This window comes from Methylosinus trichosporium OB3b (assembly GCF_002752655.1).
In the GTDB taxonomy this organism is placed as follows: Bacteria; Pseudomonadota; Alphaproteobacteria; order Rhizobiales; family Beijerinckiaceae; genus Methylosinus; species Methylosinus trichosporium.
Window position 1 is genome coordinate 1,143,652 of the sequence record NZ_CP023737.1, and the last position, 15,932, is coordinate 1,159,583.

A 15,932-nucleotide genomic window follows, 5' to 3' on the forward strand; every position below is an offset into this window, starting at 1 on the left:
GACGCCTGCCGGAATCGCGTGCAGTAACCGCACGAAATTGCCACTTGACCACATCTATATCGCTATATAGCGTGACTGTACAGCGATCCGCGGCTTCAGTCGGGAAGCCGCGCCGCGGTTCGTTGGCGCGTGTCACGTCGCAGCAAATGAGTCGTTCCGAGCGCAGTCTTCGGATCTGCTTCACATCTGCGGCCGCGCTCGACGCGCGACAGGGGGGCTCATCCGAGAGATTCGCACCGTCGACGACGACAGTCGTCGACTACGACGAGTCTCGGGCATTCCTCCCCCACACGAGGCGCCGCCACTGCAGCGGCAATTCGCAATCCGGCGCGCGAACGCCTCGAAGAGGCTTCGTCGCATTTTTAGATTTGCCCCGCGCGTGCCGGGGCGGGAATCGAGCGTAATTGAAGGGGAGATGAATGCGAGTGTCCAAGCTCAAACCTTTGGCGGCGGCGGCGGCGATCTTCGCGCTGTGCGGCGCGCCCGCCCATGCGGCGTCGATCACTGTCGCGGTCGCGCCGACGGCGGCGGGAGCGGTGACGGATATCGTCTCCGATTTTCTCGCAGCGTTTTCGACCGCCGGATATTCGGTGTCCGTCAATGTCGTTCCCGACGATGAGACGAAAACTGCGATCATCGCAGGCGCGGCGCCCGTGCCGGATCTCTTCCTGGCGCAGTCCTATGTCGCGCCTCTCGAGCTCGCCGGCAAATATCCGAACCTCGTCTCGGGCAATGTGTTTCCTTATGCGAAGGACACTCTGGTGCTCTATTCGAGCGCCGGCAAGAATGTCGACATCAGCGCTGGCCTTCCCGCACGCGGCCTGCAGCGTTTCGCGATGCCCGATCCCGCGAACGGCGATCCCTATGGCGTCGCCGCGGTGCAGGTCCTCAAGGACACCTATCGCTACGCCGAAGCGCGTGGACTGGTGCTCAAGGTCGACGACGTGGCCTCCTCCTACGCCGCGGTCGAATTCGTCGATTCGCCCTACGGCTTCACCGGCAAGTCGCAGATCTGCACCGCCGTCACCGGGACCGAGGAGTTCGAGCCCGGCAGCTTCTTTCATGCATATGATCTCAAAGACAGCGCGACGCCGATCGACATCGTTCTGGCCGGCGTGAAGATCAAGAATGATCGCGCGGCGGAGGACGAGGCCGAGCTGACGGCGTTCGTCAAATACCTGACCGGCGACGGCGCGATCAATTTCACCCAGCACTGCTTCAAGCTTCCGAGCGCTCCGTGAGCGGCGCGACGCGCACCCGCGCTCTTCGCCACCTATCAGTTCAAGGGAACGTCAATATGTCCTCTGTCAAGCTCAAAGGCCTGGCGCTGTCCGCCCTCGCCGTTGCGTCGCTGGCGGCCTCGCGAGCGGACGCCGCCACGACGACCATCAATGTCGCGGTCGCGGCCAATTTCACCGCGACGATGAATGCGCTGATCGCCGCCTACAAAGTGCTCAATCCCGGAACCAACATCACCTTCACGTCGGACTCGTCCAGCGTGCTGCAGACCCAGATCATCAATGGCACGCGCAAATATGATCTGTTCCTGTCGGCGGACAAGACCCGGCCGCAGCAGCTCTACACCACCTATCCCACGCTGATCACCGGCCTGCCGTTCAAATACGCCGTCGGTGAATTGGAGCTGTGGTCGCCGAAGACGGATGTCAGCGCCGGTCTCCCTGCGACGCTGACGCAGGATGTCGTCCTCGCCAATCCCGCCGCCGCTCCCTACGGAACCGCCGCCGCGCAGGTGCTGAGCGCCAAGCCGTGGTCGATTCCGTGGCCGTCGACGCCCTATCCGCCCGTCGGAACCGCGCATGTGTTCGTGAAGAACAACATCAGCACGACCTACACCGCGGTGAAGAACGGGACCTATCCGATGGGCTTCATCGCGCAGTCCTCGATCTGTCGCGTGGTCAGCGGCGTCAAGCGCTTCAGCTCGGGCTATCACCACACCTACGCCTACAATGTGGCGCCCAAGCACAGCCGCATCGAGCAATACGCGATCATGCTCATCAACCACTCGCGCACGACCGCGCAGAGCAATCTCATGCGTGATTTCGTGCGGTTCATGCGCACCAATTCAGTCGGCCAGAGCATCGTCACGTCGTACTGCTACTCGCTGACGTGATCGTTTCGCGGCCCCGTCCACGCATCGCCGGGGCCGCGCATCGCCGTTTTTGCAAAGTCAAGAGCCGATCCCGGGCGCCCGCTCGCATCGTTTGCGCGCGCCCTGTCTCGCGTCAAAGAGCATAGGGGAATGAAATGAACACTGTTCGATTTGCGCTCGCCATGGCGGCCGCGGCCGTGATCGGCCTCGCGTCGACCGTCGGTTACAGCGCGACATCCACCAAGGCGACGTCTCCAGCGCCCATGCCGGTGAAGGAATCATCGACGATTCAGACGCTCGCCGGCTCGCCGATCGTGCCGGCGCTGGTCACGACATCCTATTCCGTGAGCTCCAAGCTGGTCACCGTCGGCGCCGGCTTCCAACCCATGGACAGCGCCAAGACGCTGACCTGCCCGAAGGGTAAGGGCGTCTGCCGCATCGAGGCCGATCAGGCGGCGCAAGTGACCGGCGGCGCGGGCGGCTCCAATCGCTGGGCCATCTGCACGCAGGTCGACGGCGTGTTCATGGATCGCCCGAGCTGTCCGTTCCTCGGCTTGGTCAATCCGTCCTATTTCCAATCCGCCGCATTCAGCCAGCAGCAGAGCGCGGTCTCCGAGGGCGATCACACATTGCGCACCTTCATCTATACGGATACGGGCGCGCAGCTCGGCAATTTCTCGATCCAATATCACATCTATCAATAATTCGATCCGCGACGCGATCGTCTCTCGCGGAACCGCAGAGGCCGCCGCTCGCGGCCACCGTCCTCCTGTCCGAGAGGAATTGGGCGCGCCACCCGCCCCGGACAGGAGGACGCGAGGCGGCCGGAACGGACGCCCTCCCCCATCGTTTCTCCGAGGGGCGCCCTGCGGGAGCGCGACAATGACCGGAGAGCAGGCTTCGACGGAGCGCGCGGAGGTCTTGAGCTTCGATCATCCCGCGACCGGCTGGCGCGAGAGTCTCGGCCGGAACCACTGCAAGCTTCTGGAGCATCGCACCGCCGCGATCGCGGCGGGCGTCAGCTTCTACGCGCTGCTCGCGATCTTTTTCAACGAAACCTATGGGGCGCTCGGCGCGGTCATCGCCCTGATGCTGTGGATGTGGGTCTCGACGATCGTGCTGCTCGTCGGCGCCGAGCTCGATGTGGAAATGGAACGCCGGCGTGCGGGCGCGCGCGACGATAGCCGAAAGCGGCTCTGAACTTTTGCCCGTCGCCGCGCGACATGGCGTCATTTCGCGAATTTGGGCGCCGCGAAGATGAGCCCGCCGAGCGCAACCCGCGTCACCACCAGCCAGCGCAGACTATCGACTTTGAGGTTCGCGGCCGTCGTCTGGATCTTCGCCTCGAGCCTGACCTCGACATCACGCAAATCGGATTTCGTCTCGCTTCGGCGAAAGCCTCGGCGGCGGCCGTCGCCTGCGCCTGAGTGAAGCCGCCAGCTCCCAGCTCGAGGAGAATTTCAGCGTGTCGAACGCGACGGCGGCGCTCGTTCCCGGTCCTTTCCCGAGCTTCCAGGAGGAATAGACCCGACTGCGCCGTCGCGCCCAGCGCATCGCGGCGCCAGCTGGCGAAGATCGCTCGGCATGAGGCAGATCGCAGCCTTCACCACATCGGTGAGTTGCTTGGAGGCTTTGCGGGGAGTTGCTGAAAGTCTTTGATTTGATGGTGGGCGCGACAGGGATTGAACCTGTGACCCCTACGATGTCAACGCGGCGCTGCGCCGTTTTCTCACCTTTTCCAGCATATTCTCGGCTACGATAATTAACTGTTTAGCTGCCCATTTCCCTTTTCGTTCTTTTTCTCGGCTGTGCTCGCCTCTTCCCCTGTTTCCGATCTCGTGGTGAGTTTATGGTGAGTTAAATGCTCACCGTAAGGGTCGCCCCAATGCCGAAATTGACGAAGTCTGTCGTCGAAACCGCCGAGCCTCGGCCGAAGCAGTTCACCATCTGGTGTTCCGAGCTGAAGGGCTTCGGCGTCTACATTCTTCCGACCGGCAAGCGCACCTATTTCGCGGACTATCGGAACGCGGACGGCTCCCGCAAAAGAATGACGCTCGGCCGGCATAGCGTCATCACGTGCGAAGAAGCGCGCAAGCTGGCGATGGCGGCGCTCGGCGGAGTGGTGAAGGGCGCCGATCCTCTGACAGAGCGATCGTCTCGACGGGCGGCGCTCACCGTGTCCGATTTGTGCGACCTCTATCTCGAGGCGGCGGACAAGGGTCTGGTGACGACGCGGTTCCACAAGCCGAAACGGGCCTCGACGCTCGCTGTCGACCGCGGCCGGATCGGCCGGCATATCGTCCCGCTGATCGGATCAAAGAAGGCCGATCGGCTAACGCGGGCGGATGTCCAGCGGATGACCGACGACATCGCGGCCGGAAAGACGGCCGGCACCTTCAAGACGAAGTTGCGCGGTAAGGCCGTGGTGACCGGCGGCGCCGGAACCGCCCGCCGCGTGGTCGAGCTGTTCGGCGGGATATGGACCTGGGCGGAACGTCGCGGTCATGTCGTCGGACGAAGCCCGACGCATGGCGTCGAGACGCAGAAAGGCGACCCCAAGGATCGCATTCTCTCTCCGGCGGAACTCGCCCGCCTCGGCGCCGTGCTGAAGGAGAAGGAGGAGGCTCTTCCTTTCGCGGTCGCGGCCGTCCGGCTGATCTTGCTGACCGGCGCGCGCCGCGAGGAGATTGTCGGGTTGCGCTGGAGCGAGTTCGATGCAGCCGGCTCTTGCCTTCGCCTCGAGCAGACGAAAACCGGCCGGTCTATGCGTCCAATTGGCTCGCCGGTGGTCGCCATTCTCTCCGCCCTGCCCCGCGATGAAAACGAATTCGTATTCCCGAATCGCAGCGGCAAGCGCCCCGCGGACCTCAAAAAGCGAATCGCCGAGCTGTTCGACGCCGCCGGGGTCGACGACGCGAGAAGCCATGATTGCCGCCGGACCTTCTCCACCACGGCCGACGAACTCGGCTACAGCGAGGCGACCGCCGGGTCGATCATTGGACATGCAAGCCGGGGCGTCACCGCTCGGCATTACATCCGCCGGCCGGACGCCGCGCTGGTAGAGGCCGCGGACAAGGTGGCGAAGCTAATCGAGAGGCGCATGAACGGGATAGAGGCGCAGGTGGTCGAGCTGCCGCGCGGGAAAAAGGACGAGGCGTGAAATCGGATTTGGCAGTCCGTAGCCGCTAAAGTTGCTAAAGCCGCTAATTTCGAGGTCGAGGCCGCTACCCCTGCTACTCTCGCTACCCGGCGCGGCAAAAATTTCCGAGAAAGCGCCCGTTTGGGGAACTGAAGAAACTGACGAAACCTCGCCAAGCGTATCGGCAAGCGATACAAACGCCTTGCCCTCCGTATCATTGAGCGATACATAGAGGCCAGTAACAAGGCTGCTTATGATCCGATCATTCCGGGACCCGGCGACTGAGGCTCTTTTCCGCGGGCGGCTCCGAAAGGCTATCCCGCGGACGTGTTCAAGGTGGCGCGGCGCAAGCTGGAAATGCTCAATGCCGCGGCTCGGCTCGACGACCTGCGCATTCCGCCGGGCAGCCGGCTCGAGGCGCTGTTCGGCGATCGGGCCGGGCAACATTCGATCCGTGTAAACGACCGCTGGCGCATCTGCTTCGTCTGGACCGACGCAGGCGCCGAACAGGTCGAGTTCGTCGACTATCACTGAGTAGGAGTAGAACCATGGCGAGCGAGATGGAAATCGTCGAGACGCTTCCGCCGATGCACCCCGGCGAAGTGCTACGAGAGGAATTCCTCGACCCCCTCGGCCTCTCGGCCGGGCGCGTCGCCAAGGCTTGCGGCGTGCCTCGGACGCGAATCGAGCGCATCGCCGCCGAAGAGATCGGGATCACCGGCGACACGGCGGCTCGGCTCGCCCGCTTCTTCGGCACGACCGCGGAATTCTGGATGAACCTACAGACCCGCTATGAGCTGGCGACGGTGGAGCGCGCCGCCGGCGCCGAGCTGGCGAAGATCGCACGATTCGAGGCGACGGCGGCGTGAGGGCTGGACGCGCTATCGGAAAAAGAAAACCCCGCCTCGGAAGGCGGGGTTGTCGGTCCTGCGGACTTGTTATCGTCAATGAGGACCCGCCGCCCGAAGGCGGACTTGAGGCGCACCACGTTCCCGCGAGCGCAATCGTCGTTTATCTAGGCTCAGACATGCCTTTTGTCAATGAATCAAGTCCGATCGCAAAGAGCACGGCACGGTGAACTCGGCGCAAATCTTCATTTGAAACAGTGATTTGAAGATATTTGCGCATGCCGGTCGCTCTGTCTCTACCCGTATAGGGCAGGCCGAGCCTGTCAAATGAGACCGTAGCAAGCATATCCGCTTTTGCCCATTTTATGCGCCCTTCGTAAGGAGGAGGAGCGTCGACCGGCAATTCAATTCGGCATTGGTAGTGAATGCCCGCGCGCGCCGGTGTCGTGCTCAACGGGACAACGGTGCAAAGTCTGTCCCGGTATGGAAGCCGCGGGGAAATTACGACGGCAAGCCTTTCCTTCACCATCTCAGGCTCACGAAACCCTGTCGTATAATCGCAAATAACTATCATACCCATTTTGGGCGGGAACTTTAGAGCCATTCGATTAAGCGCCTTCCAGCCTCATGCGGAGCTTTGGCGTATTTTTGCGCAGAACCGCTGAAATGCCTACTGCCCCTTTCGCAGCCTCACGCCTGGCCCTTCCCCGTTCTCTGCCACGAAGATCACGCCTGCGGATTCGAGCGCGGCGCGGATGGCGGCGACCGTGCGGGGCTTCAGTTCCTCGCCGGCTTCAAGTCGCGAGACGGTATTCGTCGAAACGTCAGCTAAATCAGCAAGTTGTTTGACGCTCAGGCTTAGAGCAGTTCGCGCCATCCTACACTGGACCGGTAGCATTTCACATTCCTATTGCGATTTCGCTTGACGAAAGCGCGTTTCCGTAGCGTTATCGCATTGTCAGAGCGATTTCGCAAGCTGATTACCACGCCGGACAACTCAGCCCCGGCGAACGCTCCCGGCTTGCCGATAGGAGGATGATAGAATGACAGATAAATGTTGGGCGGACACGCTCTCCAAGGCCGAGCTGGCGGCGGCGTTCGCTGAAACCGCCGCAGGGTTGGTGAACCGCGACGATCTCCATTCCGATCTCGCCGTCACAACCTTGGAAGAACACATCTATCGCGCCGCAAGTCTGTCGCGTGCCCTGTGGCTCGCCATCGAGGGCGTCAACGATATCGACAGCAGGGACAAAGCCGCACTTTACGAGCTTGCGTCGTCCGTCGCGGATCATGCCTGCGCCGCAAAATATGCCTTCAACCGCGACAATGCGCTCGAAGCCGAACGCGCGGCGAAGGCGGCGGCAGAGGCCGACAAAGCCGCTCCGGCTCCCGTGGCCGAGGATATCGAAGGGGCGCGGTCATGACTGACACGAAGAAAATCGTCGAGAAATACGAAGACATCGAATCCGAGATTTGCGACTTGCGCAACATAACGGACATAGTTAGCAGCTTCGTTGAAGACAAACTCAACGGAACGCATAGGCGGTTTATGCACGGCGATCAGCCTATGGTCATGGTGACAGCCCGCGAAGCCAACCTCATGACGTTTTCTATCTATCAAGTCGAAAAGCTCGCGAAGGAATTGCAGGATAAGTTCTATGCGATCACGGAGGCGCGGAAATGAGCCTGATCGACCCGCCCAAGGAAAAGCGCCCCTCCTTAACCCCCGAGGCTCTGGCGCGCTTCCTCATTGCGAAAGCGGCGACCGGCGATCCTGGCGCGAACCACCTCCTCGAGGAGGTGCGCCGCCGCAATCCGCGCCTGTTTGCCCGGCTCGATCAAGAGCCGGACGAAGCCGTCTCTTTCGAGCCGAAGAAAATGGTGCTGCAATGAACGCCGCCCGTATTTTTTTCGGCCGTCTGGCTCTTCGGACCTCGTGGGCCTTCGCTTCCATCGCCGAGTGGCTGCTCGCGCCGGAGCTGCGGCGGCTGTGAACGCACCGAGCCGCCGGGGCTGCGCGCCTCGGCGGAATAGGCTGGAAAAGCCGGGAAAAACCTTCTTAGTTCAAAACCTCATTCGGTCACATAATGTGATTGACGTACGCCAATGACAACGCTATCCATTCATTCACCTAATGTGCTTGAAAGAGGATAGAATGACCGACCAATCAGAGACATTTCCGCCCCGCGTCATCTGTCGCGTGCTGGATATCCCCCAGGGGACGCTCGCGACTTGGGCTGATCGCGGCTACTTCGCAAATTTCGACGCCGCTTTTGCTGAGCGCGGGAAGGCGAGACTCTTTTCGAGGAAGGACGTTCTCGCTTTGGCGTTGATCAAATGCGCCTCGACATATGGCGTGCTCACGTCCGAAATCTCATCCTTTGCGCCGATGGCGGCTGAGGCTGTCCTTCACTACGGACCTAACATCCGCGAGCTGATCATTCGCCAGTATGAGGGCGAGAGTTCCGCTACTTCCATCCGCTACAACGACGACGTTATGGCCGATCCTCCGGAGGCCGACGCTGTCGTGACGATTTCGTTGAATCTGACTCACATCTTCAACAAGGCGATGAAAGCTCTTGATCAGGAGGTCGCTAATCGGGCGGCGTCCATCAAAATGGAAACTCGCCTTGAGGAGGTTGATCCGACTCTTACGAGCATCAGTCGCGTCTTCAAGGGTTAATTAGTCCGTCGTGGCGACGGTTAATCCCTCGTAGGAGATCAAACACTTGACCATCCAAAAATTGCGGGCTGGACCCGCCATGGCGGAGCTTTGCCCGCAGTTCGAGTTACCCGCGCGCTTGCGTAAGCCGCGCCTCAATACCCTCGAGGCGTCTGAATATTTGATGTTGCAGCATGGCGTGAAATGCGCGCCGGCGACCATGGCGAAGCTCCGCAGCATCGGCGGCGGCGCTCGCTACAACAAGTGCGGCGTTTCGCCGGTCTACCCGCGCGAAGCTCTGGACGAATGGGCGCTCGCCCGCCTCGGCCGGCTGAAGAGCAACACGTCCGACATTGGAGACATGCAATGAGCATCGAAGAATCTGCGCACCTGCTTGTGAAGCTTGCTCTCGGAGCTGCGTTTCTCGATGGCGGCTCTCCCGACGTGCTCCTTATCGATGCGGTCGACAATCATTCGGTCGCGCTCGCAGCCGAGGCCGTCTCCAGCGGCATGATCTCTCGCGAAGAGGAGGAGACCTTCGTCATCATCGTCAAAGGGCAGCTTTATAAGGCGAGCTTCATTGCGTGGGACGAGATCGTAGAGGGTGAGGGCTGGAAAGATATTTCGCTCCCCTGGGCGCGGTGGTCGGACGATATCAAGACGACCACAAAAGCCCTGACCGAGAACGCCGCTCTCGACCTGTCGGGCAATCCGAGCCGGCGCCGCGCGATGAACGCCGGTAAGAGGCTCGCGCTCGCCTGCCAGCGCCGCGCGGCTGAGCTGATCCGCGGCTATCCGCTCCCGCGCGCCGGCCGCACGGCAGTTGTCGATGCGCTTAGCGATATTGCGATGGAGGCTTTCGATCGGCGGATTACTGAATTGTCTATGGCCGGCGATAGGGCGGGAGGCCGCGCATGAATCTTCACGAAAACGCCGCCGACTCTCGCGAAGTCGGCGGCGCGGAAATCGCCAAAAACCACGATCGGCATATGACCATGAACGCCAGCGAATGCAAGGGTAAAATGGAGATTGCCGAGCTTGTCGGCTCGCTGCGATTCATCGTCGACAATCTCGACGAGGCCGCGCACGAGGCGACGGTCGCCGCTGATGCGATCGAAGCGAAGAACGTCATCGCCGGGCGCTACCACGTCGCGCGCTTCGCGGCTCACGCTCGCGCAGCCTGTGGCGCCTTCCGCGACATCCTCGGCGCTCCGGTGGGGGAGGCTGCTTGATGGGCGCTCCCGCTGGATTCGATACCTGGACGCAGGCGCAGCGCGACGCCTGGGCTGCGGAGGGCGCGCGCGCTTATGGTGAGCGCGAGGCCAAGCGGGCGGCGGAGAATGAGCGTCGCCGCGCCGAGATATTTGCCGAGCAAGAGCAGCGCGTGAAAGCTAGCTGGCCCGCGCCGAAGCCGATTGAGTCCTCTCTCCCCGCTGTGGCGCGTCTTGATGCTGATCTCCTCCCCGAGGCGATCAGGGACTATGTGCTCGACGTGGCGGACCGTCAGCAAGCGCCGCCCGACTTCGCAGCTATCGCAGCAATCTGCGGCCTCGCTTCGATCATCGGCAACGCTGCGCGCGTCCGGCCGAAACAGCATGATGATTGGGAAGTCGTCCCGAATCTCTGGGGCGCGATCATCGGTCGACCGAGCGCGATGAAGTCGCCGGCTATGCGCTCCGCCCTCGCGCCCGTCTATGCGTTGCAGGATGCGCTGCGCAAGGAATGGGAGGCTGCGCAGCGTGAAGCCGATATCGAGGATGCGCTGTCCGATCTCGACGCCGCCGATGCGCGCAAGAAGGCGGCGAAGGCGATCAAGGCCGGCGACCGCGAAGAAGCCAAGCGTCTGATCGCCGAGCATTCGAAAGACGACGAAGAGGAGGCGCCATGCCCTCGATTGATCGTCAATGACGCCTCTGTCGAAAAACTCGGCGAACTGCTGAATGAAAATCCTCGCGGGCTGCTGCTGATACGCGACGAATTGCCCGGCTTCCTCGCCCGCATGGAGTCCGAAGAATATCAGTCCGAGCGCGCCTTCTATCTCGAGGCGTTCAACGGCGACGGCGCTTTCACCTATGATCGCATAGGCCGCGGGACCATTCACATCGCCAGCGCGACACTCTCTATGATCGGCGGCGTCCAGCCGGCGCGCATCGCGCCGCTCGTCAAGGGCGCGATCACCGGCGAGCGCGACGACGGGCTGATTCAGCGTCTTCAGCTTGTCGTCTGGCCCGACGACCTCTCCTCATGGACATGGACCGATCGCAGTCCGGGCGCTCTGGCGCGGGAGCGATACGATCAAGCGTTTCGCGATCTTCACGACTTCGCGAACGGATGCGCGGAACCGGCCGTCTTCGGCTTCACCGCCAAGGCGCAGGATATCTTCCGCTTGTGGATGACCGAGCTTCAGAGGGAAGCGCGCTCCGGCAAGCTCCCCTCGGCCTTGGAGAGCCATCTTCTGAAAATGCCGAAGACCGTCGCGTCGCTGGCGCTGCTCTTCCATCTTGTGGACGGCGGGCACGATGCGATCGGCGCCGAGGCGACGGGGCGGGCGCTCGACTTCGCGGAATATCTGCGCAGCCATGCGCGACGGCTCTACTCGGCGGGCGCCGTTGCGGTCGAGAATGGCGCGAAGCTGATCGTCGAGCGCAGGGCGCAGTTGCCGGAGCCGTTCACGGCACGGGACGTTCAACGCAAGGCATGGGCGGGGATTGCCGATCGCGATTCGGTCGGGGCTGCGATCGATCTCTTGCTCGAAGGTGGCTATTGCCGCGAAGCGCCCGTCCCGACCTCTACCGCGGGCGGGCGGCCGACGACCTCCTACATCTGGCATCCGCAGCTTAAGGTGGAGGGCTGACCATGGGCCGATGGCTCGCCCTCGCCCGGGCCGACGCGGACGAAAAAAATCTGAAAACGCCGTTTGGCGGCACTGACAAAACTGACGAAACCCCAGCCGGCGAGGTTTTGTCAGTTTCGTCAGTTCGCCAAACGGGCGTTACCGAAAAAATTTCGGGGCCGGCCGACGGCGGCTCGAATGGTTTCGTCAGTTTCGTCAGTTCGGCAAAGGGTGCTTTCTCAGAAAAATTCCCCGCCCCGCTCCCCGCGCCCGAGCCTCCCGCTCGCCCGCCGGTTGCAGAGGCCGAGACGCCCGAGGCGGCTGTCGCCCGCCTGCTGGACGGGATGGCGGCGGAGAACGCCGCTCGCCGCGATTGGTGGCGCGAGCCGGACCCGGAGCGCGGCTCCGGCAAAGTCACGATGCGCAGCATCGTCACCGGCGACGAAATCACGATCGATCTTCGAACAGGAAGGACAATGCATTGACCGCTCACGCCTTGATCGCCGGCACATTGTTCCGCGCGCCCGAGCAAAAGACCGCGAAGAGCGGCAAGCCCTACGTCTCGGCCACGATCAGATGCAAGGAAGGCGACGGTTCGCAGTTTTGGCGCATCATGTGCTTTTCCGAGAGCGCCAGCGCCGAGCTGATGCGGCTCGCGGACGGCGACGCCCTGAGCGTCCAGGGCTCTATGCGCGCCGAACTATATCACCCGGAAGGCGGCGAGGCGCGCATCAATCTGACCGTGTTCGCGGACGCGATGTTGCCGCTCCGCCCTGCGCCGAAGCCGCGCAAGATGAAAGAGAAGGTCGAGCCGCAGCGCGCCGCTCCGGCCGATCGCGGCCTCTCCCGACATGGCGGCGATAGCGAAGACTATTTCCGCGACGAAATGCCGTTCTAGCCGGCTATGTGTTGCCATCCCGCAAAGATTGCGCAAAGGAAACACTTAAATGAGTCGAGGGCCTGGGCGGATAGAGCGGGCGATCGAGGCCGCGTTCCAACAACATCCTACGACGACATTCTCGGCCGGCGAACTGTGCCTCATTTCCTATCCTGGCATAAACCAACCGGAGAAGCGCCATCGTGTGTCCGTCATCCGGGCGGCGGATAAGGTGGCGCCTCGCCTTCACTGGCGATATCGACATGCAGAGCGACCCGGCGGTGAGAACGTCTATTTCAACCTGCTCAACGTCCGCTCCTACGCGCTGGGGAAGCTGCGTTGCACGTCGAGCTATGTCCGACTTGCTGACCTCGAGGAGCGCGTCGACAATCCCGACGCGTATCGATCCGAATGGGCGAGGTGTCAGCCCGGCGGCGTCTGGTGGCGACATGTCGAGATTCACCGGGCGGACATCGCAGGCGACGCAGACGAGTCGTCACGTCTCCAAGAGGAATTGAAGGGGCTGGTGCTGAAAGGTAGCTACTGAGAAACGCCGCGAACGCCTGAGAATACAACAGAAAAACAACCTACGTCAGCAGTATTGACCAATCGCGCGCGTGCGCGGCGATATGGTCGCGATGCTGGACTCACTCAAATCTCTGGTTCTCAAAGCCTTCAACGTCCCGCTGTCTTCTCCGATGGCGTTGGACGTTTTCGGCGTGCCTGCGTCGGGTTCGGGCCTGTATGTCGACGCGCTCGCGGCTTTGAGGGTGCCGGCTGTTGCCGCTGGCGTGAAGCTCATAAGCGAAGCGGTCGCGACGCTCGACGCGCATCTGGTTCGCGAGACTTCGACCGGCCGCGAGACGATTGCGCCGACCGATCATCCTGCCGCGCGCGTGCTCGAGCGCCCCGTCCCGTGGCTCGGTGAATCCGAATGGAAGCGCCAGATTGTCGCCGATGCGCTGCTCTGGGGCGATGGCCTCGCGCTCGTCAATCGCGTCCGAGGCGAGCCGCGCGAGCTGCCGCGTATCGACCCGCGTAGCTGCAACATCATCGTCGACATGGTGACCGGCGAGCCGAGTTACACTGTCGCTCTTCAGCAAGGCGGCTCGGAGACGTTCACATATAAGGACGTGGTTCATCTCCGCGGACAGACGCTCGACGGCGCGAAGGGGCTCGGTCTTGTCAGCCTCGGCGCTGAGGCGATCGGGCTCGCCCTGGTGCTCGAGGGACATGCGACGCGCCTGTTCTCTCGCGGCGCTCGGCCGGGTGGCGTGCTGGAAATGCCGACGAAGATTCACCCTGACGTGATGTCTCGTCTGCGGGAGAGCTTCGCGCAAGTTTATCAGGGGACCCACAACAGCGGCAAAACCGCCATCCTAGAGCAAGGCGTGAAATTCACGCCGCTGCAATTGTCCAGCGTGGACGCGCAATTCCTCGAGCTACGGAAGTTCCAGACGTTAGAAATCGCGCGGCTGTTGAACATTCCCGCCGTGCTGCTCAATGATCTTGAGCACGCGACATTGAACAATAGCGCCGCGCTGGCGCAACTCTTCCTCGACCGCACGATATCGCCGATCCTCGAATTGTTCGAAGATGCGCTCGAACGCACTCTGTTGACCGACGAAGAGCGCGACGGCGGCTATTGCATCGAGTTCTGCACCAATAACTTCGTTCGCGTCGATCTCGACAAGCGTTTCGCCGCGCTGAAGACAGGCATTGAATCGGGCGTTCTCACATTGAACGAGGCGCGCCAGCGTGAAGGGCTCCCGCCAGTAGAGGGCGGCGACAAGCCGATGCGATCGGTTCAAGTGCTGCCGCTCGACGCCGCGTCGGCTCCGCAACCGCAGACGACGGAGCCGACACTGTGACGCTCGAAACAAGAGACATCACGCTCGAACTCAAATTCGCTGGCGCGCAAGATTCCGGCGCGTTCGAAGGCCTCGCGGCGGCATACGGCAACATCGATAGCGCCGGCGACGTCATTGCGCCCGGCGCGTTCGCTGCGTCTCTCGCCGACCACAAAGCGGCCGGCACATGGCCCGTTCTCTTGTGGCAACACATGCAGGACGAGCCGATCGGCGTTATCGACGCGCTGCATGAGACGCCCGCCGGCCTGCATATTAAAGGTCGGCTCGACCTCAATGTGAGACGCGGCGCGGAAGCGCATTCACTCATCAAAAGCGGAGCGATCAAGGGCCTTTCGATCGGCTTTCGAACGATCGACGCGACCCGCGATGCGCGCGGCGTCCGCACGATCAGGAACGCATACCTCGGCGAGATCAGCATCGTCACGCTCGCCGCGAATGACAAGGCGAAGGTGACGAGCATCAAAGGTGCGAACATGGAAAATGAAGACGACAACGGTAGCGTCGCCGAGATCAAGACCAAGCTCGAGGAGCTGGAAGGTAAGACCGCGAAGCTCGACGAGATGGAGAAGAAGCTCGCCGATGCGGAGAAGCGCGCGGATGCGTTCGAACTGAAGCTGAAACGCCCCGGCGGCTCCGCTGCGAAGGATGATGCTCCGGCGATCGAGACGAAGGCTTTCGCGGTGTTTCTCCGCAAAGGCCGCGAAGCGCTCGACCCGAACGAGTTCAAGAGCCTTCGCGTGTCCGACGACACGGCCGGCGGCTATCTCGCGCCGGCGGACTTCAGTCGCGAGGTCGATAAGAACATCGTGCAATTCTCGCCCATTCGGCAGGCTGCGCGCGTCGGTATGACGGCGAGCGGTTCCGTCATCGTTCCGCGTCGCACTGGGGCGCCGACTGCGACCTGGACCGGCGAAACCGAGACGCGACCGGCAACGGGCTCGTCTTACGGACAGGTCGAAATTCCGATCGAAGAGGCGGCGTGTTATGTCGACGTGAGCAATAAGCTCCTCGAGGATGCTGCGGTCGATATCGCGGCCGAAGTGGCGTTCGATCTCGCGGAAGAGTTCGGGCGCATCGAAGGGCTCGCCTTCGTGTCCGGCGATGGCGTCAAGAAGCCGCTCGGATTCATGTCCGATGCGAATATCTCCTACACCCCCGGCGGCGACGCATCGCTCATCAAGGCCGATGGAATATTCGATCTCTATTACGGGTTGAAGCCCTTCTATCGGCAGCGCGCGGCGTTCATCGCGAACGGCTCGACCATCGCGGCGATTCGCAAGCTGAAAGATTCGCAGGGTCGCTATTTGTGGGAGCCGTCGCTCGCGCTCGGACAACCGGAGACACTTCTCGGCCGTCCTCTCATCGAGGCCGTGGATATGCCCGACATCACCGGCAACGCCTATCCTCTCGCGTTTGGCGACTTCTCGACGGGCTATCGCATCTATGATCGCGTGGCGCTGTCGCTGTTGCGCGATCCGTATTCGGTCGCGACTTCGGGACTAACGCGCTTCCACGCTCGCCGTCGCGTCGGCGGCGCTGTTGTTCGCGCCGAGGCTATCCGCAAGCTCAAAATCGCCACTTCGTAAGGAGAG

The 15,932-nt window shown here is 62.2% G+C and carries 22 protein-coding genes and 1 pseudogene; 20 read left to right on the top strand and 3 right to left on the bottom strand.

All coding sequences use genetic code 11. From position 1 onward, the window contains the following. Nucleotides 1-425 precede the first annotated feature (425 nt). The 4 genes from CQW49_RS05435 to CQW49_RS05450 all read left to right on the top strand — a co-directional run bounded on the left by CQW49_RS05435 (nucleotide 426) and on the right by CQW49_RS05450 (nucleotide 3,310). Complete coding sequence (locus CQW49_RS05435) at nucleotides 426-1,241, top strand: molybdate ABC transporter substrate-binding protein (RefSeq protein WP_157926065.1); 816 nt, start codon at nucleotides 426-428, stop codon at nucleotides 1,239-1,241. A gap of 56 nt (nucleotides 1,242-1,297) precedes the next feature. Continuing rightward, on the top strand, nucleotides 1,298-2,131 hold the full coding sequence (gene modA / locus CQW49_RS05440) for a molybdate ABC transporter substrate-binding protein (RefSeq protein WP_003608802.1): 834 nt from the start codon (nucleotides 1,298-1,300) through the stop codon (nucleotides 2,129-2,131). A gap of 134 nt (nucleotides 2,132-2,265) precedes the next feature. Then, a complete protein-coding gene (locus CQW49_RS05445; RefSeq protein WP_003608800.1) occupies nucleotides 2,266-2,814 on the top strand; it encodes a hypothetical protein in 549 nt (182 codons plus the stop codon). A gap of 178 nt (nucleotides 2,815-2,992) precedes the next feature. Then, entirely contained in the window at nucleotides 2,993-3,310 is a 318-nt protein-coding gene (locus CQW49_RS05450) for a YhjD/YihY/BrkB family envelope integrity protein (RefSeq protein WP_003608798.1), read from the top strand. Between the two features lie 29 nt (nucleotides 3,311-3,339). Here CQW49_RS05450 and CQW49_RS25435 read toward each other — a convergent pair whose 3' ends face one another. Beyond that, complete coding sequence (locus CQW49_RS25435) at nucleotides 3,340-3,480, bottom strand: hypothetical protein (protein ID WP_244441336.1); 141 nt, start codon at nucleotides 3,478-3,480, stop codon at nucleotides 3,340-3,342. Nucleotides 3,481-3,995: 515 nt separating this feature from the next. Here CQW49_RS25435 and CQW49_RS05460 point away from each other — a divergent pair. The 3 genes and pseudogenes from CQW49_RS05460 (at nucleotide 3,996) to CQW49_RS05470 (ending at nucleotide 6,118) form a co-directional block, all read left to right on the top strand. Continuing rightward, nucleotides 3,996-5,270 (top strand): tyrosine-type recombinase/integrase, encoded by a 1,275-nt coding sequence (locus tag CQW49_RS05460; protein ID WP_003608796.1) that lies wholly within the window; start codon nucleotides 3,996-3,998, stop codon nucleotides 5,268-5,270. A 232-nt stretch (nucleotides 5,271-5,502) separates the two neighbouring features. Next, a pseudogene (locus CQW49_RS05465) lies at nucleotides 5,503-5,783 on the top strand (type II toxin-antitoxin system RelE/ParE family toxin). A gap of 14 nt (nucleotides 5,784-5,797) precedes the next feature. Next, nucleotides 5,798-6,118, top strand: coding sequence for a HigA family addiction module antitoxin (locus tag CQW49_RS05470; RefSeq protein WP_003608791.1), 321 nt, complete (start codon nucleotides 5,798-5,800; stop codon nucleotides 6,116-6,118). 142 nt (nucleotides 6,119-6,260) lie between these two features. On the opposite strand, the gene CQW49_RS05475 is transcribed toward CQW49_RS05470, so the two are convergent. Next, nucleotides 6,261-6,701 carry a type II toxin-antitoxin system PemK/MazF family toxin gene (locus tag CQW49_RS05475; protein WP_081735753.1) on the bottom strand — a complete coding sequence of 147 codons (441 nt, stop codon included), beginning with the start codon at nucleotides 6,699-6,701 and terminating at the stop codon, nucleotides 6,261-6,263. Nucleotides 6,702-6,767: 66 nt separating this feature from the next. Beyond that, nucleotides 6,768-6,995 (bottom strand): helix-turn-helix domain-containing protein, encoded by a 228-nt coding sequence (locus tag CQW49_RS05480; RefSeq protein ID WP_003608789.1) that lies wholly within the window; start codon nucleotides 6,993-6,995, stop codon nucleotides 6,768-6,770. Between the two features lie 223 nt (nucleotides 6,996-7,218). Here CQW49_RS05480 and CQW49_RS05485 point away from each other — a divergent pair, with 223 nt between their 5' ends. The 13 genes from CQW49_RS05485 (at nucleotide 7,219) to CQW49_RS05540 (ending at nucleotide 15,926) form a co-directional block, all read left to right on the top strand. Further along, nucleotides 7,219-7,521 carry a hypothetical protein gene (locus CQW49_RS05485; protein WP_155931313.1) on the top strand — a complete coding sequence of 101 codons (303 nt, stop codon included), beginning with the start codon at nucleotides 7,219-7,221 and terminating at the stop codon, nucleotides 7,519-7,521. Further along, nucleotides 7,518-7,781: a hypothetical protein gene (locus tag CQW49_RS05490; protein ID WP_003608785.1), complete on the top strand. Its 264-nt coding sequence runs from the start codon at nucleotides 7,518-7,520 to the stop codon at nucleotides 7,779-7,781. Before CQW49_RS05485 ends, CQW49_RS05490 begins: the two co-directional genes overlap by 4 nt. Then, nucleotides 7,778-7,990, top strand: a complete 213-nt coding sequence (locus tag CQW49_RS05495; protein ID WP_003608783.1) for a hypothetical protein — start codon at nucleotides 7,778-7,780, stop codon at nucleotides 7,988-7,990. The genes CQW49_RS05490 and CQW49_RS05495 overlap by 4 nt, the downstream gene beginning before the upstream one ends. A 262-nt stretch (nucleotides 7,991-8,252) precedes the next feature. After that, nucleotides 8,253-8,780, top strand: coding sequence for a hypothetical protein (locus CQW49_RS05500; protein ID WP_003608779.1), 528 nt, complete (start codon nucleotides 8,253-8,255; stop codon nucleotides 8,778-8,780). A gap of 79 nt (nucleotides 8,781-8,859) precedes the next feature. Then, a complete protein-coding gene (locus CQW49_RS05505) occupies nucleotides 8,860-9,129 on the top strand; it encodes a hypothetical protein (protein WP_003608777.1) in 270 nt (89 codons plus the stop codon). Continuing rightward, on the top strand, nucleotides 9,126-9,677 hold the full coding sequence (locus tag CQW49_RS05510; RefSeq protein WP_003608775.1) for a hypothetical protein: 552 nt from the start codon (nucleotides 9,126-9,128) through the stop codon (nucleotides 9,675-9,677). The genes CQW49_RS05505 and CQW49_RS05510 overlap by 4 nt, the downstream gene beginning before the upstream one ends. A gap of 71 nt (nucleotides 9,678-9,748) precedes the next feature. Further along, nucleotides 9,749-9,991 carry a hypothetical protein gene (locus tag CQW49_RS05515; RefSeq protein ID WP_155931312.1) on the top strand — a complete coding sequence of 81 codons (243 nt, stop codon included), beginning with the start codon at nucleotides 9,749-9,751 and terminating at the stop codon, nucleotides 9,989-9,991. Then, entirely contained in the window at nucleotides 9,991-11,613 is a 1,623-nt protein-coding gene (locus tag CQW49_RS05520; protein ID WP_003608771.1) for a YfjI family protein, read from the top strand. The genes CQW49_RS05515 and CQW49_RS05520 overlap by 1 nt, the downstream gene beginning before the upstream one ends. 2 nt (nucleotides 11,614-11,615) lie before the next feature. Beyond that, nucleotides 11,616-12,077, top strand: a complete 462-nt coding sequence (locus CQW49_RS24390) for a hypothetical protein (RefSeq protein WP_003608768.1) — start codon at nucleotides 11,616-11,618, stop codon at nucleotides 12,075-12,077. Then, entirely contained in the window at nucleotides 12,074-12,490 is a 417-nt protein-coding gene (locus CQW49_RS05525) for a single-stranded DNA-binding protein (RefSeq protein WP_003608766.1), read from the top strand. Before CQW49_RS24390 ends, CQW49_RS05525 begins: the two co-directional genes overlap by 4 nt. Before the next feature lie 49 nt (nucleotides 12,491-12,539). After that, entirely contained in the window at nucleotides 12,540-13,016 is a 477-nt protein-coding gene (locus CQW49_RS05530; protein WP_003608764.1) for a hypothetical protein, read from the top strand. Between the two features lie 91 nt (nucleotides 13,017-13,107). After that, entirely contained in the window at nucleotides 13,108-14,340 is a 1,233-nt protein-coding gene (locus CQW49_RS05535) for a phage portal protein (protein WP_157926066.1), read from the top strand. Further along, a complete protein-coding gene (locus tag CQW49_RS05540) occupies nucleotides 14,337-15,926 on the top strand; it encodes a phage major capsid protein (protein ID WP_003608761.1) in 1,590 nt (529 codons plus the stop codon). The genes CQW49_RS05535 and CQW49_RS05540 overlap by 4 nt, the downstream gene beginning before the upstream one ends. The last annotated feature ends 6 nt before the right edge of the window (nucleotides 15,927-15,932 follow it).